Raw genomic sequence first — 26,424 nt, forward strand, 5'->3', positions numbered from 1 at the left:
AGGCTGCGGCAACGACGCTCCTCTGATTGACACGGTATCGAGCTGTCTTGAGTTCATTGAAACAGGCGCTGAACGAAGGACGCTTCGTCTGCGTGCTTGAGGTCGTTCCTCAACAGTCCCCTTCGCGCCTGGCCGCGCTTGAGCAAATCGTGCAACGCGGGCACCTGGCCGGCTGGCCGTTACTGCCAGCCTTCGCCGATCGTGTCGGCCTGCACTCGGACTTGAGCCCCCTGGAAGGCGCTGGAGCGTTGGGAAATCCGGCCTCATCCTTGCTGCACTTTTCAGGCAAGGATCGCGAGCGTGCAGACTTGCTGCTCCAGATGGAGTCGATGAAGGCCCGTGGTCTGGAGCAATTGTTGCTGCTCAGTGGTGATCGCTTGCCAGGCCACCATCCTGGTCAGGCACCAGTGCGCTATCTGGAGTCGGTACCTGCGCTGCAGGTTGCCCGTGAGCACTGCCCGGACTGGCTGTTGGGCGCAGCGTTGAACCCGTTCAAATACCGCGAAGAGGAAGGCGGCGCACAGTATCTGAAGGCGCAGAAAAAGCTTCTGGCTGGCGCTGATTTCCTTACTCTGCAACTGGGTTTTGACGCCGCGAAGCATATTGAAGCCCAGACCTGGATGCGCGCTCAGGTTCGTATGAAACCCATGCTTGCCTGTGTGATGAGGCTGACCGACAAGCGCGCGGCCGTTCTGCAGGACGTGCCCGGCATCGTCATCACCGAATCCATGCGCGAGCTGTTGGGTAGGGAGCAGCAGGTATCGCAGGCCTATGCCGGCGCACGAAGCCTCGAGCGCCTGGCGCTTCAGATAGTGGGCCTGCAATTGATGGGCTATGCCGGTGCTCATGTGTCCGGGGTGCATACGCTGGACGAACTGCTTTCGTTGGAGCAGGCGATCACCGAGCAGCGGGACCGCATGACCTCACCGACCGATTGGGCCGAACGATGGCATGCAAGTTGGCAGATGCCTGGAGCGCCCCAAGTATGCTTCGCTCCCGAAACCGGTGCGTGGGAAATGGGGCAATCCGATGTCACGGCCACCCGCCGGGAGCGCCTGCGACACACGCTGCTCTCTTCGGTACATGGCCAGTTCTTCAGTCGCACGGGATGGCTCAGCAGAGCCTTTGGCTGGAGCGTGACGCGGCCGATCTGGAAGGTCGGCGTGGCAGCGAATGCGCTACATGCTGTCGAACGGACGGTGAAACGGCCGCTGGTCGGCTGTGATACCTGCGGCCGCTGCCGCTTGCAGGACACGCTCTACGTATGCCCCGAGACATGCCCCAAAGGCCTGGCGAACGGCCCCTGTGGCGGGACCCGGCTCAATCGTTGCGAATTTGCCGACCGCGAGTGCGTGCACAGTGTCAAATACCGGATTGCCAAATCTGCCAATCAATTACCTGTGCTGGCGCAGACGTTGATTCCTTGCATCGAAGCAGAAAGCAGGCACCGCAGCTCCTGGCCTGAATGGTTCGAGGCAGAAGATTCGACGCCAAAGCGCTAAATCGAACCCCAGAGAATGATGGCTGGCCAAGCGACCTTCGCGATGCCGAAAGTGATCAGTGGCCGAAAGTACTTCTCGAACGGTTATTCAATCTGGTTTTTTGAGTGGCTGTTGGTGGTCAAACTCGGGCGTCCGGCAACGGGTCGCGGCCGTGCGCCGCAGCATCCGCCGCCAACTTCCGAAACCGACCCGCTGCTGCCGGTCGAGCCGTTGCATCTCCGAGGGCAGGTGTCAGAGCACAACGGTCACTCGTTCCGAAGACCCGAAAGCTTGTCCTCCCTTTGCGGATCGGTTGAAGCAACTGAGAGCCCAGCGCACCACGTGCCTGACCTGGCTCTAGCCCCACACCCAGCACGACTTGAGACCCCAATGGCAAGCAATGGTCAGAGATCTCCGCGCACTTCACCGGTTCCCAGCGCGCTCCGCCGCCGGTTGACTTCCGCCCAAAGCTCATCGCTGTCGTCATTGCGCAGCAGGACCATCCAGTCCAGTTGATTGTCGGTCACGCCGAAGTATTCCAGGATTTCCCGGCGAGCCGCATCGATGAACTGCGCGTATTCCGGGGTTGCCTGGGCCTGCGCGTGCAAGGCGTCGTATGCTGCATCGTCCGCGCCGCCGCCGTGCTCGTCGATATAGCGAGAGATCCACTGGTCTCGTTCGCGGTCGTAATCGGCCTCGGCGCGCATCGCTTGCACAGCCGTGTAGAAATCCAATTGGGCAAACGCGGCGATCGCGGCCGTTGTCGCCTCGTCGAATGTAGTCGTCATTCCATCTCTCATGTTGGTCATGGCACATCATCGCACGGGCCGCACACGCGCAGGTGCCTCGAATCCGGCCGGTGCAACACACCGCTTGGCGCCGACGTTTGGCCCGTGCAAAGGCACCATGATCGGAAGGTTGACGCCTTCGAGTGCGCGACTCATCGGGACCGCACGGGCGACAGGGCACTCATCTTGCTGCACTGCAAGCACCGCGATGAAAACAACCGGGCGCGGCAGATCGCAGCACAAGTTTCGAGCGTATCGCCGCGAGCGTCACGCCGGCACTTAAGCGCCAATGCGGGCGCCGGTCGTGAATTGCTCGTAATGGCCGAACTCCGCCGGATACCTCCCCGGTGGTCCGTTACCGGCTCAAAACGACCCGAAGCGGCCTGTCGAGTGTTGCCGCGACGCGGGCATCGTACGCCTTCCGAGTAGTGAGTCGCTTTCGAATACATCCGTCTTTTGGCTCAAGCTATAATCGATGCAACAAATTCGATATTTCAAAAAATAAAGGAATGCCGGTGAAGAGCCCAGAGTGTCCAGTGATTGAGACGGAGCGATTGGTACTTGATCCGCTTAGTCAAGAAGATGCCAAAGACCTATTTTCGTATCGAAGTGATCCAGAGGTTGCTCGATATCAAGGTTGGCAACCATCCAATTTTGAAGAGGCGGCAGATTTTATTTCGGAGCAGTCAAACATAAAATTCGGTCAAGCTGACCAATGGTGCCAGCTCGCCATTCGCAGCAAGCACACCCGCGAACTGATCGGCGACTTTGGCGTGCACTTTCCGTCAACCAAGGAAGATCCGATCGAGTTTGGTCTATCACTAAAGCCGGCCGAGCAGCGTAAAGGGTACGCACGTGAGGTCATGGTGGCCGGTATTGATCTCGCTTTCCGGGAGTGGGGTTATCGCAGGTTGATCGCGTCTGTCGATCCCAGGAACACGGCAAGCATGGCGCTATGTCGCGCGTTGGGCCTCAGGCAAGAGGCACATCACGTGGAAAGCTACTATTTTCACGGCGAGTGGGCCGACGATGTGATCTTCGCGATGCTTGCGCGGGAGTGGTTGATGGACCGTGTATACGACGGGACCCAATAGCATCGTTCAAACGGCGGACGCCATTTGAGCGTTCAGCGGAAGCAACTCCCGTTGTCCGATTGCGGCGCGGTCGGCCGAAGTCGACCCGCAAGAGACATCCAGCTTTCTCAATTACGGACAGCCGCTGCAAGACGTCTGTTGCCACAACCTGGAGTGACTCATTCAATGGGAACAGCAAGACTCCCTTCTTTAAGTCCGGGGGACACCTAACCACTGGACTATGGTTCCGTGACCATCATGAAGCTCGACTTGAGCCAGTGCGCCATTCACGAGCGAAAGCTGCGGAGGGACATGCCCAATATCCATGTCGTAAATCACCGGGCAGCGAATGTCGCCAAGAGCCGATTGCAAGGCATCGATATAGCTTAAGTCATCAGGTCGGACGCTTTCAGACCCTGCATTTCAGCCTATCAATACCCTTGATACCCCTTCGAACCACCCGCTCAAGCGCAGGCTCAGAAGGGAGCGAGCGAGGTTGCAGGGGCTCATCTCCGCGTTCTCCAGATAGAGGAGTGTCCCGTCGGCCTTAGATGCTTCGACAAAGCGCGGCACCTCGCCGAACACCGTGCCGGCGAGTCGCGAGATAGTATCAAGGCAGCCACCGATGAGTCGGCCTGTGACCTGGAGATCCGGCTTGCCGCCCCCCAGCCGCTTCCAAGACGTTTCCTCTTCGAGCGAGGGCCCGGCACCGGCCTTAGCCGAGGAATTCGCATCCTTGGCTGGCGAAGACATTCACCCTCGATCACCCGGTAACCCCGCTTACGTAACGCTTCGATTGCCCGATTCGGCCGCCCGCGTCTCTCAACAGCAATCATTCAACGATAAAGCAGATAGGGCGTAACACGAACCCTCCGCACCCGTTACTTATTACGCGGATCGTCAGCGGGATTGATGAAGTTGATGCCGCCAGGCCCCACATACTCAACCTGGATAGTTGCCGGCTCGCTCCCCGTCCAAACGTAATGGGCGTGACCAGGTGGCAGGACGAAGACAGTCCCTGGCGGAAACATCTCGCCTTTGGCCTCGAACTTTTCCCCCGCACCGTGCCCGATCCTCCCGCTGATCACGGTGAGAATCTCCGTATAGGGATGCGTATGCGGCGCGACGCGATAGTTTGGCGGAAACTTGTTGCGAATGATGATGGTCTCGGCTTTTGCCGGATCGCCCAACAAGACGGCGGTTTTGACGCCCTTGAAGAACGGGTGGTCTTTCCATACCAGTTCGTCGGCCTTGATCACCTTCATCGCTTCTTGTGCACCTGCAGAGCAGGTGGCCGCGATCAATGCCAGCGAGATGAGGATCTTCTTCATTGATTTCTCCCGCGGTGTCGGTCCCGGTCTACCTGGTCGGGATGCGGCACGCAACAACGAACTCGCTTGAGCGCAATGCTACTTGACCCGCTTCCAGACCACGTCATGCGGTTCACCGCCGCTCGATGGCGTGTTGTTGGTATAGGTGAGTTGGTCTCCGGAAACCTTCAGTGCCCGCTTGAACGTACGGCCGTCGTAATTCGGGAATGTGCTGACCTCGACGTTGAATGTAATGTTTTTGTCGTCCGCGTCCACCGTGTACTTGCCGAAATGCGCGATGCTGCCGTCCACGATAGCCTTGTTTTCCTCCGCGGTCCCTTTGATTCGCGAATTCGACGCGATTTTCGGAAGCGTCGCGCTTGCGAGGATGATGGAGTAGTGCCCGTCCGGACTCAGTATCAGCTGACCGCGCGCATTGTCGCCGTACTGTGAGTTCGAGACGAGGGTATACGTGCCGGCAACGCTCTTGGCATCCTGCGCGACTGCGTGCCCGGCAGGCAATGCGAACGCCGCGATCAGCAGCAAAGCGGAAATCGCCGAAAGGTTGTTTCTGTTATTCACGGTCATCCTCGCAGTTGTTCTGGCGACGCGGGCGCTTGCCCCTGGCGTCTTTAAACAGGATAGGTGAGCCAGAGAACATTAGAGGGGCCGTGGTCGACTTTTGTCTCGGTGCACCGCATCGAGACGGCAAGCGAAACGGGTGTTCACGAGCATCCGAAATGCGCACGCGTTGCAGGACGTGGCACCAACATCGCGCGCATGACACATGCATAGATCGGACGAATGCCATCTGATCAGGAGGTGCTTAAATAGGACGAATAGACGACACGTGTGCGCTCCAGTCACGGCGGGCATCGCGCGCGAAAGGGGTAAATCTCGCGAATGCTTTGCCGATAAAGCAGGTCCAGTGATCGGGAGTAAAGCACGTGAAGCCGTTCGTCATCTTTGTCGTCGTAGCCGCTCTGACCGGCTGCGCCCAACTTCAACCCGGACGTCAGGACGCGAATGCGCACAACGACGCATCGTCCGCCTCGGCGAAGCTCGTCGATTTCGTCATACCAGCCGACGCGCTCGGCGCACATGATCCGCAACTCACCGCCGTGCTCGCAAAGGTCGGCACACTCGCGTCGAAACAATCGCAACCGATGACGATACGCGTGGCCGCGCGGCCGCAGGATTTCGGTTACCTGAACCAGTCGATCCGGCGCGGCGTGGCGACGCAGCGCGCCGCATCGGTTCACGTCGAGAACGTTGCGGCCGGCAGTTGCCAGCCGTACACCGTTCAGCTCGGTCCGACGCAGTGATGGGAGCGCTCGCGATGTTACGACTTTCGATTTGTGCGACCGTGCTCGTTTGCGGCACGGCTTTCGCGGCGCAGCCCGCCGACAGCACGCCGCCCGCGTCGGCCGCGCCCACCCAGGTGTTTCCGCCGCTGCCGCCGCTCGCATCGCTGCCGCCGACGGCGGGCGCTGCGGACGTGGACACGCCGGCACCGGCAAGCGGCCATCACACGAGGAAGTCGCGTCACACGCCGCCCGTGAAGCACGCGCCGGAGTTTCAGGTGCGTCTCGTGGTGACGGAAGAGTCGCGCGCGGCGCTCGCCGCAATCGACAAGAAGCTCGACGACGCGCTCGATCAGCCGGCACACGATCACCGTGCGATCGGCTACGGCACGTCCACGCTGGCGATGTGGAAATGAAGCGATTGAACGGAATCGGGTGGCAAATCATGGCAAACGTTTGGCTTACATCGAAGCGGCGTGGCTGCGCGAAATGGCTGTCGTTCCTGATGTTGCTGGGCGCGGTTGTCGCTACGCCGGCGCGCGCGGATGACGCTCAGGCCAGTGACGCGTGTTTCGAACGCGCGGCTGGCTACCAGGGGGTCAACCCGCGGATTCTGCGGGCGATTGCGTGGTTCGAATCGAAGGGCAATCCGGGCGCCGTGCATCGCAACGCGGATGGCAGCATCGACGTCGGCCAGACCCAGATCAACTCGGTGCACTTCGGCGAGCTGCGCCGGTACGGTGTGCCGCCGGGCGCGCTGAAGGATGCATGCGTGAACATCTATGTCGCCGCGTGGATGCTGAAACGCAAGATGGTGCGCTACGGCAATACATGGCAGGCGATCGGCGCCTATCACTCGGAAACGCCGCAACTGCGCGACGAGTACGCGCGCAACATCCATGGGGTGCTCGTGTCGTGGGGATTGCACGAGTGAATGACAATGGCCCTTCGACACGCGGTTGAGCGTGTTGAAGGGCAAACGTAAAGCCCGAAGTCACATCGACCGATTCGCGCGATGCGCCGCGAACTATCGTTTTCCCGGAGAAACACAACACAATTTCCCCACTGCCCAAGGCTGAGTCAAAACGCAAACGTTTCACGTCGAATCCCGCGCCAGAGCGCGCTGAGAGCCGCTAAAGAAGCGTGTTTCCGATGTCGTAAACCGCTACACGGGGAACGGCTGTCGATGCACGTCTGAAACGTGGACGCAGCCGAGTAAAACAGCGAGCGCATCGGGGGAACATCGTGAATCGTCAACAATCGTGGTCGCGCACAGCGTCACCTGGCGAAGTCATCTATTCGGAAGGATTCGGGGGAGAGGCGGTTCTCTTCCTGATCGCGGATGGCAAGGTCGAGCTTTCGACGCGATGCGACGACAAGAAGGTTGTCGTCGCAACCTTGGGCCGAGGGGAGTTCTTCGGCGAATCCGCGTTGCTCGCGTCCGAGCCGCGCGGGCACACCGCGAAGGCATTGTCGTTCTGCCAGCTCACGGTCGTGCCCGCGAGCATGCTCGACGACGAGATCGAGAAGGTGTCGGCGCTGCTGCGCCACATCGTGCGGACGATGATCCGCCGCGTGAAGCGCAAGGACGACCAGCTCGCGACCTATACGCATGCCGATTTCATGCCCGGCGTGCTGTCCTACGCGCATGTGCTCGCGCTGATGGCGGGCGGGGAGCGGCGCGACGGCGGCGACTCGTGGGCGCGCAGGCCGATGCAGGCGCAAGCCGAGGAAGCGTCCGTATCGCTCGCCGACGTGATCAAGAAGTGCCGCGCGATCGCAGGCCATTCGCGTCCGCATGTGCTGGCGATGCTCCGGCGAATGGAAAAACTCAATCTCGTCACGATCGCGGCCGCGCAGGCCGAGCAGCTCGGCGGCGCGTCGCTGGACTATGCGTCGTCCGCGGATGCGCGCCAGGTCGTCACGTTCGATGCGGCACGCATCGTCGATCGCGCGCAGCAGGTCGCCGATCACGACCTCGACATTTCGATCAACAGCGAACTCGAGCTGATCGAGCTGGCCGATCTCGAAGCGCTGATCGGCGTCGAGCGCAAGCTGCTGCTCAACAAGCTGTCGCACGGCGAGATCGCGGAGGAAGTGTTCGCGTTCCGCAAGTCGAAGGTGCTCAACTTCGTCGAGCAGAAGGGCGTTGCGTATTTCTCGCGGCGCAACCTGCGGCGCGGCGGCGATATCAAGGCGCTGGAGGATCTGGCGTGGGTCGATCAGCGGACGCTGTTCGAGGTGATCAGTGCATTCGATACGTACGATCTCGCGAAGCTGATCGCGAGCACCGACGATCAGTCGGTGGCAGATCGGCTGTTCTCGGTGATGACCGAGACGCGGCGCAACGAAGTGTCGTGGGTGATGCGGCGCGATCTCAAGCTCGATCCGGTTGAAGTCGGCGATATCGAGCAGCGGCTGCTCGATGCGGTGCGGGCGGCCAAGGCGCCGGCCGGGGCGGCTGTGCCGAATGCCGATGCTGCGTAATACGTGGCGTTGATACGGCGGTGGACACTGATGACGATGCGGGCCGCCCAGCGCGTGCGGCCGGCCGGAGAGAGACATGGACCTGTTGACGCTGTTCGGCGTGGTGTTCGGTGGCGCGGCCATCGTGTTCGGCTTTTCGCTCGAAGGCGGGCATTTCTCGACACTGTTTCAGTTCGAGGCGTTCGTCATCGTGCTGGGCGGGACGCTTGGCGCGGTGATGATCCAGAACACATGGGCGCGGTTCTTCGATGCGGTGAAGCAGCTGCGGCTCGCGTTCGTGCGGGCGCGGCAGGTCGATCGCAAGAGCTTGTCCGATCTGCTCGAATGGGGCGACCAGGCGAAGCTGAACGGGTTGCTTGCGTTCGAATCGATGGATGTCAGCGGGATTCATCCGTTTGCGCGGCGCGGGCTGGAGTTGCTGGCGAACGGGGTGACGACTGCGGTGCTCGAGGATGCTTTGCAGCGCGAGCTCGATGCGTATGAGCGCAGCCATATGGCGGCGGCCAGGGTGTGGCAGCAGGCCGGTGGGTATGCGCCGACGTTCGGCATTCTTGGGTCGGTGATGGGGCTGATTCAGGTCACGAGTCATATTCTCGAGCCGGCGCAGCTCGGGCCGGGGATTGCGCTGGCGTTTGTCGCGACGTTGTATGGGTTGGCGCTCGCGAATCTCGTGTTTCTGCCGTTGTACGGGAAGCTGCGCGCGCAGGTGGAGAGCGAACTGCGGTTTCGGAAGCTCTATCTCGACGGGCTGCTCGCGATCTCGCGGAAGGAGTCGCCGCATACGATCGAGACGCGGTTGACGGGCGATGTGCGGGGGCGGGCGGCGGAGTCGTTGGCTTGATGGGCCGATGATGTTTTGGGTTATCGACATCTCGCTTAACGAACACGGGTTCTGACCTATGTACGCGCAATCGGGTAGCAAGCGTCTCGCGGCCAATGCCGCCGAGCATGACGAGGACGGTGGCGAAGGCACGCAGTCCGGGCGGTGGCTGATCTCGTATGCGGATCTCGTCACCACGCTGATGGTGCTGTTTCTCGCGCTTTATGTGCTGCAGCTCGCGAAGTACAACGCGCTTCAGGCGCGGTATCAGACGCTCGCGCAGCAGATGGGGACGCAGGCGTTGGGGGATAAGGCTAGTGATGCGCAACGGCATGCTGCGCAGGAATGGTCGTCGCTGCTGAAGTCGTTGAAGGATCAAGGGCAGGTGACGGTGACGAACGCCGCGCACGGCGTCGAGATCGGGATCAACGCGAAGATTCTGTTCAATGTCGGGGATGCGAGGTTGCTGCCGGATGCGTCGGATGTGCTCGCGCGGATTGCGGGGGTGCTGAAGACGCATCCGGCGAGCAATATTCTCGTCGAAGGGCATACGGATAGTGCGCCGATTTCGACGGCGAAGTATGAATCGAATTGGGAATTGTCGTCGGCACGGGCGGGGGCGGTGGTGCGGTATCTGGTCGAGCGGGGTGTTGAGGCGCATCGGTTGGCGGCGATCGGCAGGGCGGATAACTTGCCGCTTGTCGTGGGGGATGATGCGGCGGCGAGGGCGGCGAATCGAAGAGTCACGATTCTAGTGCAGTATTGAACGGCCGGTTGCTCGACACGGCCTTCGCTATTTCAATGATGGGTTTGAGAGAGCGGGTTTCTGCGATGAAGTCGCTCCAGATCTACAGAAAGGGCGAACTGTTTTGCTATTAACAACGCGCGTTCTATAAGGAAAAAAGATGAGAAGCAACGAATTTGCCGAGGATGATCAACTTCACGACGCTGTGGCTGACGCGATCAAGTCTGCCGCTCGAGGGCTCGGCAAGGTCAACGTCTTGATCGCCGGCAAAACTGGCGTCGGCAAGAGCACGCTGATAAATGCGGTATTTCGTGGTGAGCTAGCGAAGACTGGCTCGGGCCGGCCGGTGACACAGGAGATCGTCGAAATCACCAAGCCGGGGCACCCGCTCACGATCATCGACACAAAGGGCCTGGAGGTCGCCAACTACGCCGAAACCAAGGCGGCCCTCGAGAACTTGGCTCAAGACCGCGCACTCGATGATGACCAGGAGCGACACATCCACGTCGCATGGCTGTGCATTCACGAGGGAAGCCATCGCGTCGAAGACGCCGAGGTTGATCTTTGTAACATCCTTGCATCGCATCGGATTCCCGTCATCGTCGTGCTGACGAAAGCGCGTAAAGGCGATCCCTTTATCGATGACGTCCGGAAGCTCATTCCCAAAGCAACGAACGTAGTTTGCGTCCGTGCGATGCCGGAATGGATTGAAGAAGCCGAGATTACGCTTCCGCCGAGTGGGCTCGATTCCCTCATCGAGGTCACGTCGCAACTTATACCTGACGCGCAAAAGCGAGCCTATGCAAACGCGCTGTCGACACGGAACAAAAAGGCGCTCGAAGTAAAAAAGCGCCAAGCTGAGAATGAAGTCAATATTGCAGCCGGCTTGGCGGCTGCAGCTGCCGCAGCGCCGATTCCATTCTCAGATGCCATTACCCTGGTTCCTATCCAAATCGGCATGATCGCAAAGATCGGCGTTACGTTCGGCATGGAGCTAAGCACCGCGACGTTGACCACATTGATAACTTCAGTCCTTGGTACGTCGGCAGCGACGCTGGTTGGTCGTGCGGTGGTGTCCGGACTGCTGAAGTTGATTCCGGGGGCAGGAAGCGCCGCGGGAGGCGCAATCGCTGCCACGACGGCGGGCGCGATCACTAAAACATTAGGTAACGCTTACGTCGCTGTTCTTTACGACTTCTGTGCGAGCCATCCGGGCGAAGACGTCGATATTGAAATGATTACGGCTGCGCTGAAAGAACGCGTCAAGCTTTGATCGCGGCGATTCCGACATCAATGGAGGTGTTGATCACGCGAGCGGTTTTACTCGTTACCGCCGTCACTCGCTTGGTACTGTGTCACCCTCTTTGCGGCTGGATCTAATGAGATATATGTATGATAATCCGTTGGGCCGTCTCCGATGGCGTAGATCGCGCTGAACATTGGGATGCGGGCGCCAACCGTGTACTTGTTGGAAGAATTTAGGTTCAGGAATCCCCGGATTGGGGAAATGCTCAAGGGGTGGAAGTGTTACGCGTTAGTCGAAGCCGACCAAGTTCTCTCTACTTCGAAGTTATCGAGCAAGCCCGCGATAATTTACTGCGATGGGTTAATCGCCCGCCGGCGGAGCGCCGCCAACGCCGAGCTCCAATCGATCACGATGTCTTCCGATCTGGCCATGTGGTGGATGCGGTAGTGTCGGACTTCAAAGGTCGCTGCGCGTATTGCGAGCGACAGATCGGAACGTCTGAAGGTATTGGGCACTTCCGACCGCTGGATATCGCATACGAAGCTGACGGACAAGACTTTGCTGGTCATTACGCGTGGCTCGCCTATGAATGGCTCAACCTCTTTCTACTTTGTCGCCGCTGTCAGAAAGCGAAGGCCGATCGCTTCCCCGTTGTAAACGGACGCCGCTCCCGCTTTCTCGCAACCTTTGACGAGGTCCGAGCCGAAGAAAAGCCTTTTCTTATCGATCCGACGTTCGATAACCCGTTTGCTCATATTTCTTATCTGGTAACAGGGGAGTGTGTTTCCAAAAAGAACTCTGAAAAATCTCTTGCAACAATCGACATTCTCCAGCTCAACGACGAGTATCTCCTTTTCGAGCGACGCAAATCGATTGAAGAAGCCTTGCAGACTTGGCGTGAATCGCTAGAGCAGAGCAAGTCATTGCCGGAAGATTTTTTGCTGGGTGGATCCTTCCTTGGTGCTCGCCGTGAGGTGGTGCTGCGAACACTGAGCGAGTATAGGTCGGAAAGTCTCTCGATTAACAATGGATCGGCAATGAGGCGGTATCTTCAGGCCATGATCGACCGCGGTGACCGCGAAGAGCGCGACCGCATGATCGCGATCATGGAACTGTTGAGACGATCCGACGAGATCAGGCGTGCTGAGCTGAAACGGCAAGGAGATTCTGATAGGCGCCGTCCAGCAACGTCGGTTCTTCTTTCGCCGTGGCCGGTCGATATGTTGTCCGCAAGGGGGGAGCTTAGATCTTTGCGCGTCGTCAATTTCCGCGCAATCGACAACGTGGAAATCCCTTTTTCGAAAGTGAGGTCGACTAAGGCAGGCACACCGTGCTTGCTTATTCTTGGCGAGAATGCGGTTGGAAAATCCACCTGCCTATCGGCAATCGCGCTAGCTCTTCTCGGAACCAAGCAGGCCAAGAAGCTGAGGCTTCCGTACTATGAACTTGCTCGAAGTGCAGATCGGAGAACATGGAATTTATGGGGAAAGGAACGCCTCGAGGTAACGATTTGGTTCCATGATGCGCAAAACGGCGCAGAGTTTTACTATGATCCGGTTAGAAAGTCACTGGATGGTACCGCGGAGCAGTCCACTGTGGTTCTCGGTTATGGTCCTCACCGCTATTTCGCTAATGCGCAAGGACGCCGAGGTGCAACAGCGGCAGAGAAAGTGCGTAGCCTTTTTGATCCTAGAAGGCCTCTACCTGATCCAACCGACTGGCTGAAGGGACTATCCGGTCGAAAATTTGACGAAGTCGCCCGCACTATTCGGACCATTTTGCCAACCGGCGACGACGATCAGCTTGTCAATGACCGACAGGCCGGAATTTGCGTCCTTGCGCAAGGCCAACTGACGCCAGTCAACCAATTGAGTGAGGGATATCGCTCCGTCTTCGCAATGGTTGCGGACATATGTCGATCGCTATTCGACCACTGGTCTAACCTTGAAACCGCGCAGGGTGTTGTGCTGATTGACGAGATCGAGACTCACCTGCATCCCAGATGGAAAATGCGAGTTATGTCGTCACTCCGACAAGCCTTTCCCGCCGTCCAATTCGTTGCAACCACTCACGACCCCTTGTGCGTTCGCGGCATGGACGACGGTGAGGTAATCGTTTTAACTCGGAATGAGGACGGCGGAGTGCAAGTGCTCGAGGATCTTCCTAGGATATCGGGTATGAGCGCTGAACAGATTTTGACCTCGGAATATTTCGGACTATCAAGCACGATTGATCCCGAGGTTCATCTCGAGATTGCACGTTTAGCCCAAAGCGTTGAAGCAAAGTCGACGCAAAATATTGGATATGAGGCCAAGGCCCTAATTTCGAAGCTAACGGTCGGTGACAGCGCTGCAGCACAGGTGATCCATGATGCGCTCTTACGATATCTGAGCGAAAGAGAACTACCAGTCGACAGCCTCTCGCCGAGTGCCCGCAGTGATGCGGTGGCAGCCGTATTCAGAGCTTTGCGGTCAGCGCGCGGGGGGCAGTAGCATGCGCAAGCTTGATCGGGCGAGTGTGAAAATTCCTCCTTCGCTCGCGAATCCACACGCAGCTGTGAGTGCAGAAAAGACTGAAGCCGTAAGTTACTATGGCGCCCGCACGCCGTGGACGGCAACTTACAGTTCATTTTCTTTCAAGCATTATAAGGCGCGGGACGTTAAGGCTGCGCTTCGTCAACTAGCCGGTGGAAACTGTGCCTATTGCGAAAGCAAAATCGGTGCTGTCGGCGCTCGCGAGGTAGAGCACTATCGCCCAAAGGGTGGCATCGACGGGACGGCTAACCATCCTGGCTATTGGTGGTTGGCGCATAATTGGAATAATTTACTTCCGACGTGCCGAGACTGTAATAAAAGTCTACGCCAACATATAGTAGCGCCTGGCATGACGAGAGCTCAGGTTGAGGATATTCTCAGCAGGACTCCGAAGGGCAACTACGGTAAGGCCACGCAGTTTGCAATTCGTGGAGTTCGTGCAGTCAGCGACTCTTGCTCGCTGGAGGCTGAAGACCCGCTTCTCATTGATCCATGTCGACGCGATCCGGGTAACGAGTTGAGATGGGATTTCTCGACAGAATTAACGCTGATAGAGCCAAAGGAAGTGGAAATAAATCGACCAAGTCTTTACGGGGAATATACAATCAAAACGTGTGGGCTTAATCGAGCAGAGCTCGTGTTGGATCGCATCCCCACACTTCGGCCCATGAGGACGCTACGAACCCACATTATTAATCGATTAAATCAATGGGACGGTTCACAGGTGGATCTTGATGACATCATGAAGGAGGTAGAGGTGCTGACGGCTCATGCTCATCCAGAGCAGCCCTATGCCGGCATGGCCGCCGCCTATATTAGAGATTTTGAAGAGGAACTCAACCGCTGGCGCGCAGAACGTGGGTTTCCCACGTTCTGAGGCGAGCAAGCACGATGTCTAAAGGTCTGATGACACATCCATGGATGTGTCTCCTAACGCGCATTGTCCAAGGCCACATTGTCTACGATTTGTAGAGTGGGGTTGAGTAACCGCAACTGGCCGCAATTGGAGCTCCGATAGCCCTTTTAGGGTAACGCTCCCAGCGATTCGCCGAAGTACAAAGTGTTGGAGCTTAGTAAGGCCATTGGCGCTCTTCTGCTTTGAACGGCTCCGCATGCTCTGGCCGGTGCCAAAGCTGCATTGCGGTGAAAATGACAGCATCATTAAACCTCTGTCGCGGCGGATAACCGCCCATATCTTCAACGATATTTGGAGGTCGGCGAGAGTTCAATGAGGTACAAAGCCCAGCTATCTTTTCATCGGAAAATGTGATCCCGTGCTCGCGGTGTGCGAACTCGTTTCGGACTGCGCGAACCAAGTTCAGGTCGTGACGTTCCGAGATGGTAATCAAGCCGAGGGCGTAGCAAGCGTTGATCCGTGCTGAGAACGTGCCGAGTGGGGCGTTTCTGCCGTTGATAAGGTCCGTCGTAACTTTACCCGGAAGCATGTGCGCTAAAAGCAATCGCTCGAGGCGAGCGTCCAAGAGGGCCGCTCCGACAAGCGCAGCGCCGCGATCAGACTCCTCCTGAAGTTCCTTAAGAAATGCAGACACGTATTTGATATCGCGCTCGTCCATTTCTGATACCAAGTTAGAGTTCAGCCACCGCTGGCTCCGGTCGGCTCGAACGGAGGGTTAGATTCATTCGCCAGACATGGCCCGTTCATTGGAGGGCTGCAGTTCCCTCACGACAATCTTAGAAGTCGACTTCCGAACCAGTCTGTGCTTCCGATGCTTTCATTTTGCCCCTGGTCCGTCTGTTCCGGGCATTGACGCCACAATGAATCATGACATTTTTTCGTGGCAAACCAAAGCCATCAGAGGATCGACTTTTTGTTTTGCCGCAGCTATTCCGTTGGACGATCGAGCCGCAAGATAAGAGGCCAATCACGGTCGACTGTTGTCGCGGTTGTGCAAGGCCCAATGCTGCTTCGAGGTCGACAGTCGTCCGTCACATCCCGCGGGGAGCGGCCAGTACGCGACGTTTGGAATCGCTGAGACAACTTGATTCAGCCTACCGCTTCGTTGCGAAGGCGATCTCCCGTCATCAATTTTTGGTCGAATGCTTGTCGGCCGATGTGGACTTTCGTTAAAGTCTACCGGGCACGACTGCTTCCTGTAGCGAAGTGGTTGTGGCCTGCTGGAGTTACTGTGTAAGTATCGTGGAGAAGTCATCATTTGTGGCACAAGACTTGCAGGGGGGCGTGACGGATCTGCTGCACGTCCGTTATGTTGCTCGGAGCGAATCTGCCAAGTGGCGGGGTGCACCGTCCTCTATGCTTTGAACGTCAGCGGCAGCGAGATGCTGGTGGCCGGACATAAACACTCGCGCACGACTTTGGGTCGCGTTCGGAGTTCGCATTCTGCCACTGGCGTTCCCAACTCTTTTCGAAATTTAGAAACGGAAAAACCGATTGAGCCAAAATGTCACGCCATTAAAATGAACTGACGAAAATTGAGCCATTTCAGAAGTTTAAACGCCGTAAGCCCGCGCTAGAGGAATAATTTGAAAACTAAAGGACCGCGTTCTTCTTATAACTCGACGACCGAACAGCGCTTGTTGGAAGGGCTAAAAATACGGTGCGATCGCCTGCTCCGTCTCGAAACTCCACAGATCGCTGTTCGAAGAATCCGTGATCTCCTGACTGCGCAGCAACTTTTCAAGCTCTTTCCGCGTCTTTTCGGAGACGGGAGGATGCTAAGCACGTGCTACGGCGACTTCTACCCGACGGTTCTTCGCGATCCTCTCCGTGCTATCGAGCCTCTCGCTTGCCACAGTATCGACAGAGATATCATTTGGGCAATCTGTCGTTGCCTCCAAGAGTCAGCAAAGCTTAGAGAATACTGCGCGCTCCGCCACCGGTTCGAACTTGGCATACTCACGAACTGCAAAGAAGAAAGTACACGAGTTATCGACAGCATCGAACGTGATTTCGGTCAATCGATCTGGCTAATGCAATCGAAGCTAAGTGCTGGACACTTCTGGGGGGGGCAGGAGGAACTTCTCGCCCTTGCTAAAAATTACGAAGAACAGGTGAAGGATGAACCTCTTCTTCCCATATTTCTTTATTTTTTTAAGCGTCGTATTGAGGCAACAGACGTCAAGGGGCGCCTTCGGAAGCAGTTGGCCGATATGCTAAAGGACGAGCCTCTGCAGGAGATCCATGCTTATCTGACGAACAAGATTTTCTGGAACGCCGATGTAGCGCTCGACAGCATGAGCATCTCGCTTGGCCTCGATGAGCGGATTAGCGGAGTCGATCTGTACGAGATACTCATACATATCCTTCAGTCATTGGCTTCGATGCAAAATCTTTCACGTTCCTTCATCGATTTAATGCGCAAGCCGGTGACTGTCCTGTTCGAGCGGGTGGGCGACTGCCGTTTGCACGGGGTTTTGCGAGCATTTGGAGTTCCATTGTCGATAGATGATTTGCTGAATTCGGAGCGAGCGCAAGTCATCGAAGCATACAGCAACGAAAAATACGGTGAGTGCATCGCAAGTGCACAGCGATACCTGTCTGACTGCCCGGACGATATCGGTGTACTCGTGATTAGCGCCAAAGCACATGCGCATATTGGCCTACCTCCTGCGGCTAACGTCGGTATCGTGCATGAACTTAACGCGAACCTTTATCGAATTTTCTGCGCAGGGCCGGACGCATACATCTCTGCTCACTGGGTTATGACCATGAGCGATCGCTTCTATGGTCAGGCATGGATGGACTACGTTCGACTAGTCGTCATGAACGAACTTCAGCCGCAGGGTTACGACTTTCCATCGCTATGGCTTAGAGACATCTACATACGTGACAAACATCTGAGCCCGTTCAGCGCCATAACTATTCCGAAAATCGAGGCGAATCTGGTGCTCTCATCTGCCGCGATGGTCAGGACCTATCCAGCGACGCTAAATATCTTTCTCGCTGTTGCTGAAGGAAAATGCTCGAACGAGTCAGGATCCACTCGGGTGGAGAAGTATCTTGCGCAGCACTACCTGTCCTCTGGATGCAACGAAGAAGCATTTTCTCTATACAGTGATCTTCTTAAGCGTGTCGCTGCGACGGACAAGCTCCGTTGCGCTGGCGGCCTTGCCCTCGCTGCCTTGAAGATAAAGAGATACGGTGTTGCGACAAAGGTAATTGTGGACGCTTTCTTGGAGCACCCGCATACGCCTTCGACGTTGCCGATTCCCGAGGTTGTCCATGCAATGGACAGTCCAAAGATATGGCCTAACATAATCGAGTTTCCCCTGCTCCTCGAACTCTATTTAGATTTTGTAGAGCGAGATCGCTTGCCAAACCTTCGCGTCGCATTCGAGAAGTTCCAGCGCGCACATAAGATACATACCCCTGAGGACCTAATCGCGCGCTTGGAGGATTTCGGTAAGCCCACTGTGACCGCATATCTCGAGCGGGTTTGGCGGCCGGAGGTGATGCGCCAAACCCTTCTGTACTCAGGTACGCGCGAAATTGATGACGCGCGGATACAGGTTTGCCGCGCCATCGCAAACTTGGACTCCGATCTTGCTCCGAAATACCTTGATGAAATCAAGGAGCGTGTAAAGCAGCAGGAGATAGCCAAAGGCACTACGCTCGTTGAGCAGAGTAAGGTCTACGTTGACATCGACGCAATAAAGAAAAGTCTGCGTACAAAACTTGGTGATTCTTATGCTAGATACAAGCTTATCTCGAGCTCTACTCCAAACCAGCCCGATGACCTTCTGAACACCTTGACTCAGGCCCTAGCTCAGTCATTGAGCCAGACCGGTGACAAGTCTCTAGCGAAATTGTTCTCGACGTTGCAGGTTTTAGGGGGGCCGATCTCTACTGAGACCGATGCCCAGTTCGCTGCGCTCTTCGCAGAGGTCACAAATGAGTTTTTACTCGGGGACCACGGGCTAAATGCGTACCTAAGTACGCGCGTCAGGCATGGATCTCTCAGCAACACGTTGCGCAACCCCGTAGAGGATCTAAAGCTTATCACCCCGCGAGAGGAGAATCAGCCACTTTATGTGAAGAATACGTATTGGCTTTCAGACTGCTCTTCTGTTGAGGCTGAAGAACTTTCAAGTGCCCTGGAAGCCTTCTCTTTGGAGTTTGATGGCGTTTTGGATTTCCTCAAGGATCGACTTCTTCGAATTCGCGTGATTCACGAATTCTCTTCCTCGTCAGACAATCTTGATGCACTTTTTGTTTACCGAACGTCAAAGCTTGAGAGCAAGTTCGTGCAAGAGTTTGATAGGCAGAATTCGGAACTCGATCAGCTCGTAGACACCTGCGTTGACACGCTCTGGGAAAAGACGGATGAGAATTTGGCGGTAGTCCGACAGGCGATCGAGACGAGCGTTCGCGATCGGTTAATGGGTTCATTTGAAGCGCTTTCAAAGGCTCTCGTGAAGTTTGATGCTAGTGTTACGAAAGGGTTGTTTAACGCCATTGCGCAAGCAAAGACGGCGATGCAAATGAAGATTACGATCGTTTCATCTTGGTTCAAGCGGAGCGAGGTGTTCGATCGACAAGACTATGCGATGGAATTTCCTGTTCAGATCGCTTTGAACATGATAAGGAATACCATTTCAGCGGCGTCATCGTGGTCGACGGTGAAGATCAAAGCTAACACCAATGACAAAGTTATGACTGGTAGGACGTTGGACGGAATGGTGTATGTATTCTATGGGCTTTTGGAGAACGCAATAAAACGCTCGAAGCTGCCGGTGCATAGATTAAGCTTGGACGTCGATCTTTCTTTTGAGAAGGATAAATATCTCTTCAGGGTGACGAACCCCGTTAATATTGATGCTTTTGCAAGTGAGGACTTCGAGCGCATTGCTCAGAGTCAACAATCAATTGGAGGGAAAGAGTCCGGTCGCCGAGCGCAAGCCGAGGGGCAGAGCGGATTGCATAAAATATGGTCAACGATAAGCGCGCCGACCTATCGCTCTCCGCAGCTTAGTTTTGGACTTCGTGACAAAGTATTTTTTGTCGAATTTTCTTTCTCACTTGAGAGAGCCGATTATGAGAATCTTGCTCGTTGAAGACGATGAGGACAAAATGAAGGATCTCGTTGCTTTTATCGAGAATGAGATTCCGAAAGTCGAGATCTCGATCGCTAGATCACATGGTAGCGGTCTCCGGAAAATTATATTTGAGGCTGATTCGACGGATCTCATCATTCTAGATATGAGCATGCCGAGCTTCGATGTGTCGCCTCTGGAGCCCACTGGAGGGGTTCCGGAAAACTATGCAGGTGAGGATCTTTTAGCTCAGATGAGGCTTCGGATGATTGAAATTCCAACGATCGTCGTGACGATGTTCGATGAATTCGGTGAGAAGCCCAATAAAGTCCCGTTGAACAAGTTAACTGAAAGACTTCGCGATAACTATTCGCCGCCATTCTGTGATTTGGTTTACTATTCCTCACGACAGGAAGGTTGGCGCGTTTCGTTGAGAGAGTCAATTAAGAAAGCTATAGACCTAAAAAAATGAACATTCTTATTGTTGATGATGAGTTGGAAAAAGCCCAGGTGATCACTACGGCGTTGCGCGACGCCGGTTTGGTAATTCACGTTGAGCATCGCAGCACTGCGACGGCCGCTCGACGTTGCATCCAGGATAGTCTTTTCGATATGCTCATTATCGATCTCAATTTGCCTGATGGGCTGGGTGTGGCTCCCACGCAAGAGGGCGGATTGAAACTATTCGACATGTTGCTTCTCGACGAAGAAGCGCAACTTCCACCGGACGTAGTCTTTATCACTTCAAGAGAAGAACTGGTCGCCGATGCTCGGCAGAAGGCGGCCGAACGCGGGGCGGTGCTATGGCAGTTCCGTGATCAAGCGAGCTCATGGAAGTCGATGTTGGTGGGAAGAGTGAAGTATCTCGAACACAAACGGGCGCGCTCGGGTGTGATGAAGCAGGTCGATATAGCGATCTTGACAGCGCTGCGGTCACCTGAGCTCGATGCGGTTCTGGATCTGCCATATGAATGGAAATCCCAGCGTTTCGCTGGTGACCCTTCGACTTATCAGTTCGGTTCTATCCAACGCTCGGGCGCGAGTGAGCTAAGCGTGGTTGCCGCGCATGCTCAACGCAAGGGAATGCCATCGTCCGCCGCATTGGCGAGCAAGATGGTTAGTCTTTTTCAGCCGCGTTTTCTTGTAATGCTTGGAATATGTGCGGGAATTCGCGGAAAAACTAATTTGGGTGATGTAATTGTCGCCGACCCGACTTGGGACTATGGCAGTGGCAAGCGCGCGCAGCAGGCTGACGGTTCCCTCGTTTTTCTTGCTGCGCCGCATCAGAAGTCGCTAGATCCAGAAATTAGTCAGGTTTGCCAAGATCTGTCAAAAGACGCGAACGTTGTGCGAGTCATTCGTAGTGGGTGGAATGGCTCAGTGCCACAAGGAACGCTTGAAGTGAGGATCGGACCGATGGCTTCGGGGGCAGCAGTTTTGGCTGACGACGAGCACGGTCGATTGGTCGCACTCCAAAACCGCGAGGTTCTGGCCATTGAGATGGAAGCGTATGCAGTGATGGCAGCGATTGACTACTCATCCCGCACGTCAAACGGGCAAAAACCTCTGGGGTTGGTAATAAAATCCGTATGCGACTTTGCTGACTCGTCGAAAAGCGACGATTGGCAGAAGTACGCCGCCTATACAAGCGCTCAATTTGCTGATCAGTTGTTCAGATCGGCCTCTGTGTTTAGTAAGTGAAGTTGTGTTGTGTATAACTGATTAAGTATTGACGTCATCGTGTCATTACATAAATATCGCTAACGCATCTATAACCAGTTGCCCGGTCGCATGCCGGGTTTTTCTAATTTTGCGGTACCGTGGATGCGAGAGGGCGTACCAAACTTTGAGCGCGGCGCTCAAGTTCCGTCGATCCAACTGGGAAGACCGATGACACAAACGTCCGACTCGCGAATGTGTCGCATCCAACATGACGACCGACGTACTTCAGGGCCGGCTATCTAGTGAGCGAGAGGTGGTGAGTGCACGACGACGGAAAGTGTCACCGGTCATTTTCGACTGGCGTGGTGCGAACGACTGAAAAGCTGCGCGTAGCCGCATTACCGCGACCGATACTCAAATGACGGCAATGGCTGACAAGTGGTAACGGTCACATTGAAATCTAAGCGGCACATGACGGATAGTGCATCAAGCATCGACGCGATGCTCCGATGGCGAATCGTTTCGAATCGTCACGATTCGAATGATTAGGGAAGGGCGAGGACGAGTCACGCGTGCATCGCGTTGAGCTTCGTCGTGACCGTTCGCCGTGGCAACCATGCATCGATGAGATCATTCTCCCTATAACCTTCGGCTAACGTTCACCTACCCAGCAAACGACGAGCAATCAATGCTGGTCTAATGAGTCATGTGTAGCCGATGGTGATCGTGAATCCATGATGCGCACATGACGGATACGTCGCGCGCGATGATTGTCTGTTGCGGCACCGAATGAATCGACCAGATTAATGAGGAGGACTGCAAACCACCGATATACCGACGTAAACGAGCGCGGGCCGCAGATGCGCCAACACCTACGACCCGCTAACCAAAGCCAACTGAACAGGAGTTGCCAATGGCTAAGGCAGATCATAAGTCACGCCCACCGATAACGGAACGCTACGTGACGATTCAGGAATCCTGGGGCTTTCCGAAGAGCATGGGACGCAGGCCGGAGCGCTTTTACCCGTGGTTCAGGATCGGCGGGATGTGGATCATTAACGACGCGGGTTTCATCCCGGGCCGAAAGGCACGGATAACGGTCGAGCCGGGCAGGCTAATTATCACGGCGATGTAAGCGCCGTGGGGCCGCGAAGTTCGCGGCCCTTGGCGACGGTGGCTGACATCCGTCACTTCGAGGGACTTGCCACACCGCCAGTGGTGTCAGGCGTGACAGTCGTCTCGGTGATTGCCGCGACGTCGGAGGAATCCACAGAGCGTGTCGTAGTCACAGACGGAGCGGCTGTGCGCACGGCCCGGTGCTGCACAACGACTCGCGATCGCGCCGCGGTTTCCGGTTGAGTCGGTGGGTCCGCGACGCGAACCAGCGCAAAACGGCGCAACCCGACTCATAACCAGCCCGCCCCTCGACATCCACCCACAGATCGGCGACGATTCCTCAAACCTTGCAAACAACAACCAGAAGTGACGCACATGACTGTCGATCACCACCCGGTATGGATGCCTGTCGCGATGAGAGAACGCGGCGTGCGTCGTTTCCCCGCGGGCGAGACGAACCCGCGCATCGTCGAGTACAACAACCACACGAACCTGGTCGGCTATGACGACAAGATTTCGTGGTGCTCGTCGTTCCTCAACTGGTGCATGACGCACGCGGGCTTCCGCGGCACCGGTTCCGCGCTCGCGCGCTCGTGGCTCGAATGGGGCAGGGCGCTGGAGCAGCCTGTCTACGGCTGCGTCGCGGTGCTGACGCGCGACGATCCGGCGAGCTGGAAAGGGCACGTCGGCTTCTATCTGCGCCACGACGACGAGAATGTCTATCTGTTCGGCGGCAACCAGCTCGAAGAAGTGCGCGAGCTCGCGTATCCGCTCGACACCGTGATCGGCTACCGGTGGCCCGAATAGCGGGCGTCCCGATCTACAACCGTCGCACGCGCTCGCCTGCGGATTGATACACTGCTGCAGGCTGGTTGCACCATCCACTTGCTTTTCGCTTCCTCGGCTTCCTCGGGCGCGGCGGCAGATCGCTCGCGCCCCCATCCCAATGAAAATGAAACAGGAGAGAGCAGTGCAAAACGGGAACCTCCGTCTTTACGCGGACTCGGAATACACGAGCCCGTACGCGATGTCGGTCTACGTCGCGCTTCAGGAAAAATCGCTGCCGTTCGAGCTGGTGACGGTCGATCTCGGCAACCGTGCGCATTTCGCGCCGGACTATGCGGCGACGTCGCTGACGCAGCGCGTGCCGACACTCATTCACGACGACTTCGCGCTGTCGGAATCGTCGGCGATCACCGAATATCTCGACGACGCGTTCCCCGGCACGCGGCTGTATCCGGCCGACCGGCGCCAGCACGCACGCGCGCGGCAGGTGCAGGCGTGGCTGCGCAGTGACCTGATGCCGATCCGCACCGAACGCTCGACCGAGGTGCTGTTCTATGGGCCGTCCAGCGAACCGCTGTCGAGTCTCGCGCAGGCCTCCGCGCAGAAGCTGTTCGCGGCCGCCGACAAGCTGCTCGCGCCGGGCGCGGCGAACCTCTTCGGCGACTGGAGCATTGCGGACGTCGATCTCGCGGTGATGCTGAATCGTCTCGTGCTGAACGACGATCCGGTGCCGCCGCGCCTCGCGGACTACGCGCGTGCGCAGTGGGAACGGCCGTCGGTGCAGCGCTGGGTGAAGCTGAAGCGTCCGGCGCAGTAAAGGGCACGACGCGCCACGCGCCCGATTTCGGCGTGCTGGCGTGAGCCCGCCGATTCTCTCCATCGTTCAACCGTACCCAATCGACATGAGCTATGTTCCCCAACTCGCCGCGGTCGGCGGCGTGATGCTTCTTGCATGTGTGAGCCCCGGTCCCGACCTGATCGCGGTCACGTCCCACGCGCTCGGCAATCGCCGCGCGGGCCTGTTTGCGGCGATGGGCATCGCGACGTCGCACGCGGTATGGGCGGCGATGGCGATCTTCGGGCTCGGCCTGATCGTCGCGAAGCTCGCGTGGCTGTACGAGGCGATCCGCATCGCCGGCGCCGCTTACCTGATCTATCTCGGCGTGAAGACGCTGTGGAGCCTGCGCAAGTCCGCGCAGCAGCCGGACCCGGCCGTCGCACCGGCCCGCAGCGGCGCGCAGGCGTATCGGAAAGGTCTGCTTGTCGGCATGACGAATCCGAAGGCCGCTGCGTTCTTCGGTAGCCTGTTCGTCACGCTGCTGCCGGCGCACGCGCCGTCGTGGATGCATGGCGCGACGCTCGCGATCGTCGTCGCGGTGTCGCTGACGTGGTTCTGCACGATGGCCGTGCTGTTCTCGACGAGCCGCGTGCAGACCGGCTACGCAAAGCTGCGCAAGCCGATCGACGCGGTGATGGGGACCGTGCTGCTCGGTCTCGGCACGAAACTCGCGCTGGATCGGTAACCCGCTTGCCGCATGACGGGCCGTTCCGGCAACAGCGGACGGCCCGTCACACATCAGCAAGCAGCGCGTTCTGCGCGGCTTCGGTCCTCAGGATCGATCATTTCGCCGCAACAGCTTCCGCCTTCGCGTCATCCGCCGTCTCATTCCTGCTCCACCCACCCCCCAACGACCGATACAACGCGACCGCCGACAGCGCATGCTCGCGGCGCACCTGATTGAGCGCATCCGAATCGCGCAGATACACCTCCTGCGCGGACAGCACGTCCAGGAAATCCGTCGCGCCGCCCTTGTAGAGCTGGTTTGCGAGACCGAGCGCCTTGTCCGACGCGGCGAGCGCGCTGGTCAGACGCTGCGTTGCCGCCGTCGTGCTGACCAGATTCGCGCGCGAGTCCTCGACTTCGCGCAGCGCCTGCAGCATCGTCTGCCGCAACCCGAGCTCCGATTCGCGCATCCGGCTCTCGCTCTGCGCGATGTCGGCCGTGATGCGTCCCGCGTTGAAAATCGGGCTCGTCGCGCTCAGCGCCGCGCTGAACAGGTTGTCGGTCAGCGTCGGCAGCCCGAGGTACGACGCGGCGAGAATGCCGTCCGTCAGGTTCAGCGAGAACTTCGGATAGCGTTCGGCCTTCGCGACGCCGACCTGCGCCGCGCGGCGCTCGACCTGCGCATACGCGGTCAGCACATCGGGGCGGCGCAGCAGCGCCTGCGACGGCAGCGTCTGCGGTGTGCCGTCCGGCGGCGCCGGAATGTCGCCGGCCTGCGCGAGCACGAGACGGTCGACCGACTCGGGCGTGCGGCCCGAATACACGGCGATCAGGTTCAGCTGATGCGCGATCTGCGCCTGCGTCGGCGGGATGCGCGCTTCGAGCGCGTCGAGCTGGTTCTGCGCGCGCGCGACGTCGAGTTCGGTCGACAGCCCGAATGCCTGCCGCTTGTGCGTGAGATCGAGCGCACGCTGCCGGATCTTCGCGTTGTCCTGCAGGATCCGCAGCTCCTGCTGCGCCCACCGCAGGTCGACATACGCGGACGCGGTGTCCGCCGCGAGCGCGAGCCGCATCGCGTCCTCCGCGTGTTTCTGCCCGACGAGTTCGGACTGCGCGGCGAGCAGGTCGAGCCGTTCGCCGCCGAACACGTCGGGCGACCAGCTGAGCACGAGGCCCGCGCCGGCCTGCTTCACGTAACCGACCGGCGGCGGCGTGTTCTGGCGCGCGTCGGACGCGTGCGCGGTCGCATCGAGTTCGGGCAGCAGCACCGAGCGTTTCTGCACCGTCAGCGCCTGCGCCTGCTTCACGCGTTCGGCGGCGGCCTGCAGGTCGAGGTTGCCGTCGAGCACGGTCGCGATCAGCTGGTCGAGCACGGGATCGCGGAACTGCGCCCACCATGTGGCGGCGTCGGTGCCGGCCTGTGGCACGTCGGTGTCCCACGCTGCCGGCGCGAGCGATTCGACCGACTCGTGCAGTGCGGGATGCTGCGCGGGCTGCACCGCGCAACCGGCGGCGAACACGCTGACGGCGACGGCGACAAGTAGCTTCTTCATGGC

The 26,424-nt window shown here is 57.7% G+C and carries 23 protein-coding genes and 1 pseudogene; 18 read left to right on the forward strand and 6 right to left on the reverse strand.

The genetic code is table 11. The features are described 5' to 3' along the window. Positions 1–47 precede the first annotated feature (47 nt). The gene (locus G3N94_RS04615) at positions 48–1,502 is read left to right on the forward strand and encodes a methylenetetrahydrofolate reductase C-terminal domain-containing protein (RefSeq protein ID WP_241021588.1); all 1,455 of its coding nucleotides are present in this window, start codon (positions 48–50) and stop codon (positions 1,500–1,502) included. A gap of 383 nt (positions 1,503–1,885) precedes the next feature. Here G3N94_RS04615 and G3N94_RS04620 read toward each other — a convergent pair whose 3' ends face one another. Further along, positions 1,886–2,269 (reverse strand): ATP-dependent protease, encoded by a 384-nt coding sequence (locus G3N94_RS04620; protein WP_205790914.1) that lies wholly within the window; start codon positions 2,267–2,269, stop codon positions 1,886–1,888. 515 nt (positions 2,270–2,784) lie between these two features. On the opposite strand from G3N94_RS04620, the gene G3N94_RS04625 reads away from it, so the two are divergent. Next, positions 2,785–3,363: a GNAT family protein gene (locus G3N94_RS04625; protein WP_346778646.1), complete on the forward strand. Its 579-nt coding sequence runs from the start codon at positions 2,785–2,787 to the stop codon at positions 3,361–3,363. Positions 3,364–3,552: 189 nt separating this feature from the next. Here G3N94_RS04625 and G3N94_RS42200 read toward each other — a convergent pair. The 3 genes and pseudogenes from G3N94_RS42200 to G3N94_RS04645 all read right to left on the reverse strand — a co-directional run bounded on the left by G3N94_RS42200 (position 3,553) and on the right by G3N94_RS04645 (position 5,234). Continuing rightward, positions 3,553–4,095: pseudogene (locus G3N94_RS42200) on the reverse strand (hypothetical protein). Between the two features lie 128 nt (positions 4,096–4,223). Further along, a complete protein-coding gene (locus G3N94_RS04640) occupies positions 4,224–4,673 on the reverse strand; it encodes a cupin domain-containing protein (RefSeq protein WP_205790918.1) in 450 nt (149 codons plus the stop codon). Between the two features lie 78 nt (positions 4,674–4,751). Beyond that, positions 4,752–5,234, reverse strand: a complete 483-nt coding sequence (locus tag G3N94_RS04645; protein ID WP_205790919.1) for a lipocalin-like domain-containing protein — start codon at positions 5,232–5,234, stop codon at positions 4,752–4,754. Between the two features lie 365 nt (positions 5,235–5,599). Between G3N94_RS04645 and G3N94_RS04650 the strand changes: the two genes are divergently transcribed. The 9 genes from G3N94_RS04650 (at position 5,600) to G3N94_RS04690 (ending at position 14,665) form a co-directional block, all read left to right on the forward strand. Then, entirely contained in the window at positions 5,600–5,977 is a 378-nt protein-coding gene (locus G3N94_RS04650) for a hypothetical protein (RefSeq protein WP_205790920.1), read from the forward strand. 14 nt (positions 5,978–5,991) lie between these two features. Beyond that, the gene (locus G3N94_RS04655; RefSeq protein ID WP_205790921.1) at positions 5,992–6,372 is read left to right on the forward strand and encodes a hypothetical protein; all 381 of its coding nucleotides are present in this window, start codon (positions 5,992–5,994) and stop codon (positions 6,370–6,372) included. 89 nt (positions 6,373–6,461) lie between these two features. Continuing rightward, the gene (locus tag G3N94_RS04660; RefSeq protein WP_241021598.1) at positions 6,462–6,890 is read left to right on the forward strand and encodes a lytic transglycosylase domain-containing protein; all 429 of its coding nucleotides are present in this window, start codon (positions 6,462–6,464) and stop codon (positions 6,888–6,890) included. A gap of 311 nt (positions 6,891–7,201) precedes the next feature. Continuing rightward, positions 7,202–8,443, forward strand: a complete 1,242-nt coding sequence (locus tag G3N94_RS04665) for a cyclic nucleotide-binding domain-containing protein (protein WP_205790923.1) — start codon at positions 7,202–7,204, stop codon at positions 8,441–8,443. A gap of 76 nt (positions 8,444–8,519) precedes the next feature. Further along, the gene (locus G3N94_RS04670; protein ID WP_205790924.1) at positions 8,520–9,284 is read left to right on the forward strand and encodes a flagellar motor protein; all 765 of its coding nucleotides are present in this window, start codon (positions 8,520–8,522) and stop codon (positions 9,282–9,284) included. Positions 9,285–9,342: 58 nt separating this feature from the next. Further along, positions 9,343–10,029 (forward strand): OmpA family protein, encoded by a 687-nt coding sequence (locus tag G3N94_RS04675; RefSeq protein ID WP_205790925.1) that lies wholly within the window; start codon positions 9,343–9,345, stop codon positions 10,027–10,029. A 139-nt stretch (positions 10,030–10,168) separates the two neighbouring features. Continuing rightward, complete coding sequence (locus G3N94_RS04680) at positions 10,169–11,281, forward strand: GTPase (protein WP_205790926.1); 1,113 nt, start codon at positions 10,169–10,171, stop codon at positions 11,279–11,281. A 419-nt stretch (positions 11,282–11,700) separates the two neighbouring features. Beyond that, positions 11,701–13,746 (forward strand): AAA family ATPase, encoded by a 2,046-nt coding sequence (locus G3N94_RS43145; RefSeq protein WP_205790927.1) that lies wholly within the window; start codon positions 11,701–11,703, stop codon positions 13,744–13,746. A 1-nt stretch (position 13,747) separates the two neighbouring features. Continuing rightward, positions 13,748–14,665 carry a hypothetical protein gene (locus G3N94_RS04690; protein ID WP_205790928.1) on the forward strand — a complete coding sequence of 306 codons (918 nt, stop codon included), beginning with the start codon at positions 13,748–13,750 and terminating at the stop codon, positions 14,663–14,665. 193 nt (positions 14,666–14,858) lie between these two features. On the opposite strand, the gene G3N94_RS04695 is transcribed toward G3N94_RS04690, so the two are convergent. Next, complete coding sequence (locus G3N94_RS04695) at positions 14,859–15,362, reverse strand: MltR family transcriptional regulator (protein ID WP_205790929.1); 504 nt, start codon at positions 15,360–15,362, stop codon at positions 14,859–14,861. Between the two features lie 1,375 nt (positions 15,363–16,737). On the opposite strand from G3N94_RS04695, the gene G3N94_RS04700 reads away from it, so the two are divergent. From G3N94_RS04700 to G3N94_RS04730, 7 genes are all read left to right on the forward strand, one after another. Next, positions 16,738–19,821, forward strand: coding sequence for a hypothetical protein (locus G3N94_RS04700; protein ID WP_205790930.1), 3,084 nt, complete (start codon positions 16,738–16,740; stop codon positions 19,819–19,821). Further along, complete coding sequence (locus G3N94_RS04705; protein ID WP_205790931.1) at positions 19,811–20,272, forward strand: hypothetical protein; 462 nt, start codon at positions 19,811–19,813, stop codon at positions 20,270–20,272. Before G3N94_RS04700 ends, G3N94_RS04705 begins: the two co-directional genes overlap by 11 nt. Further along, on the forward strand, positions 20,269–21,501 hold the full coding sequence (locus G3N94_RS04710) for a response regulator (protein WP_205790932.1): 1,233 nt from the start codon (positions 20,269–20,271) through the stop codon (positions 21,499–21,501). The genes G3N94_RS04705 and G3N94_RS04710 overlap by 4 nt, the downstream gene beginning before the upstream one ends. An 874-nt stretch (positions 21,502–22,375) precedes the next feature. After that, positions 22,376–22,597 carry a SymE family type I addiction module toxin gene (locus G3N94_RS04715; RefSeq protein WP_205790933.1) on the forward strand — a complete coding sequence of 74 codons (222 nt, stop codon included), beginning with the start codon at positions 22,376–22,378 and terminating at the stop codon, positions 22,595–22,597. Between the two features lie 356 nt (positions 22,598–22,953). Continuing rightward, the gene (locus tag G3N94_RS04720; protein ID WP_241021590.1) at positions 22,954–23,385 is read left to right on the forward strand and encodes a TIGR02594 family protein; all 432 of its coding nucleotides are present in this window, start codon (positions 22,954–22,956) and stop codon (positions 23,383–23,385) included. Between the two features lie 163 nt (positions 23,386–23,548). Then, positions 23,549–24,181: a glutathione transferase gene (gene yfcF / locus G3N94_RS04725; protein WP_205790934.1), complete on the forward strand. Its 633-nt coding sequence runs from the start codon at positions 23,549–23,551 to the stop codon at positions 24,179–24,181. Positions 24,182–24,266: 85 nt separating this feature from the next. Continuing rightward, the gene (locus G3N94_RS04730) at positions 24,267–24,887 is read left to right on the forward strand and encodes a LysE family transporter (protein WP_205790935.1); all 621 of its coding nucleotides are present in this window, start codon (positions 24,267–24,269) and stop codon (positions 24,885–24,887) included. Between the two features lie 97 nt (positions 24,888–24,984). Here G3N94_RS04730 and G3N94_RS04735 read toward each other — a convergent pair whose 3' ends face one another. Next, positions 24,985–26,421: an efflux transporter outer membrane subunit gene (locus G3N94_RS04735; protein WP_205790936.1), complete on the reverse strand. Its 1,437-nt coding sequence runs from the start codon at positions 26,419–26,421 to the stop codon at positions 24,985–24,987. Positions 26,422–26,424 lie beyond the last annotated feature (3 nt).

It is taken from the genome of Burkholderia sp. Ac-20353, assembly GCF_017104785.1.
In the GTDB taxonomy this organism is placed as follows: Bacteria; Pseudomonadota; Gammaproteobacteria; order Burkholderiales; family Burkholderiaceae; genus Burkholderia.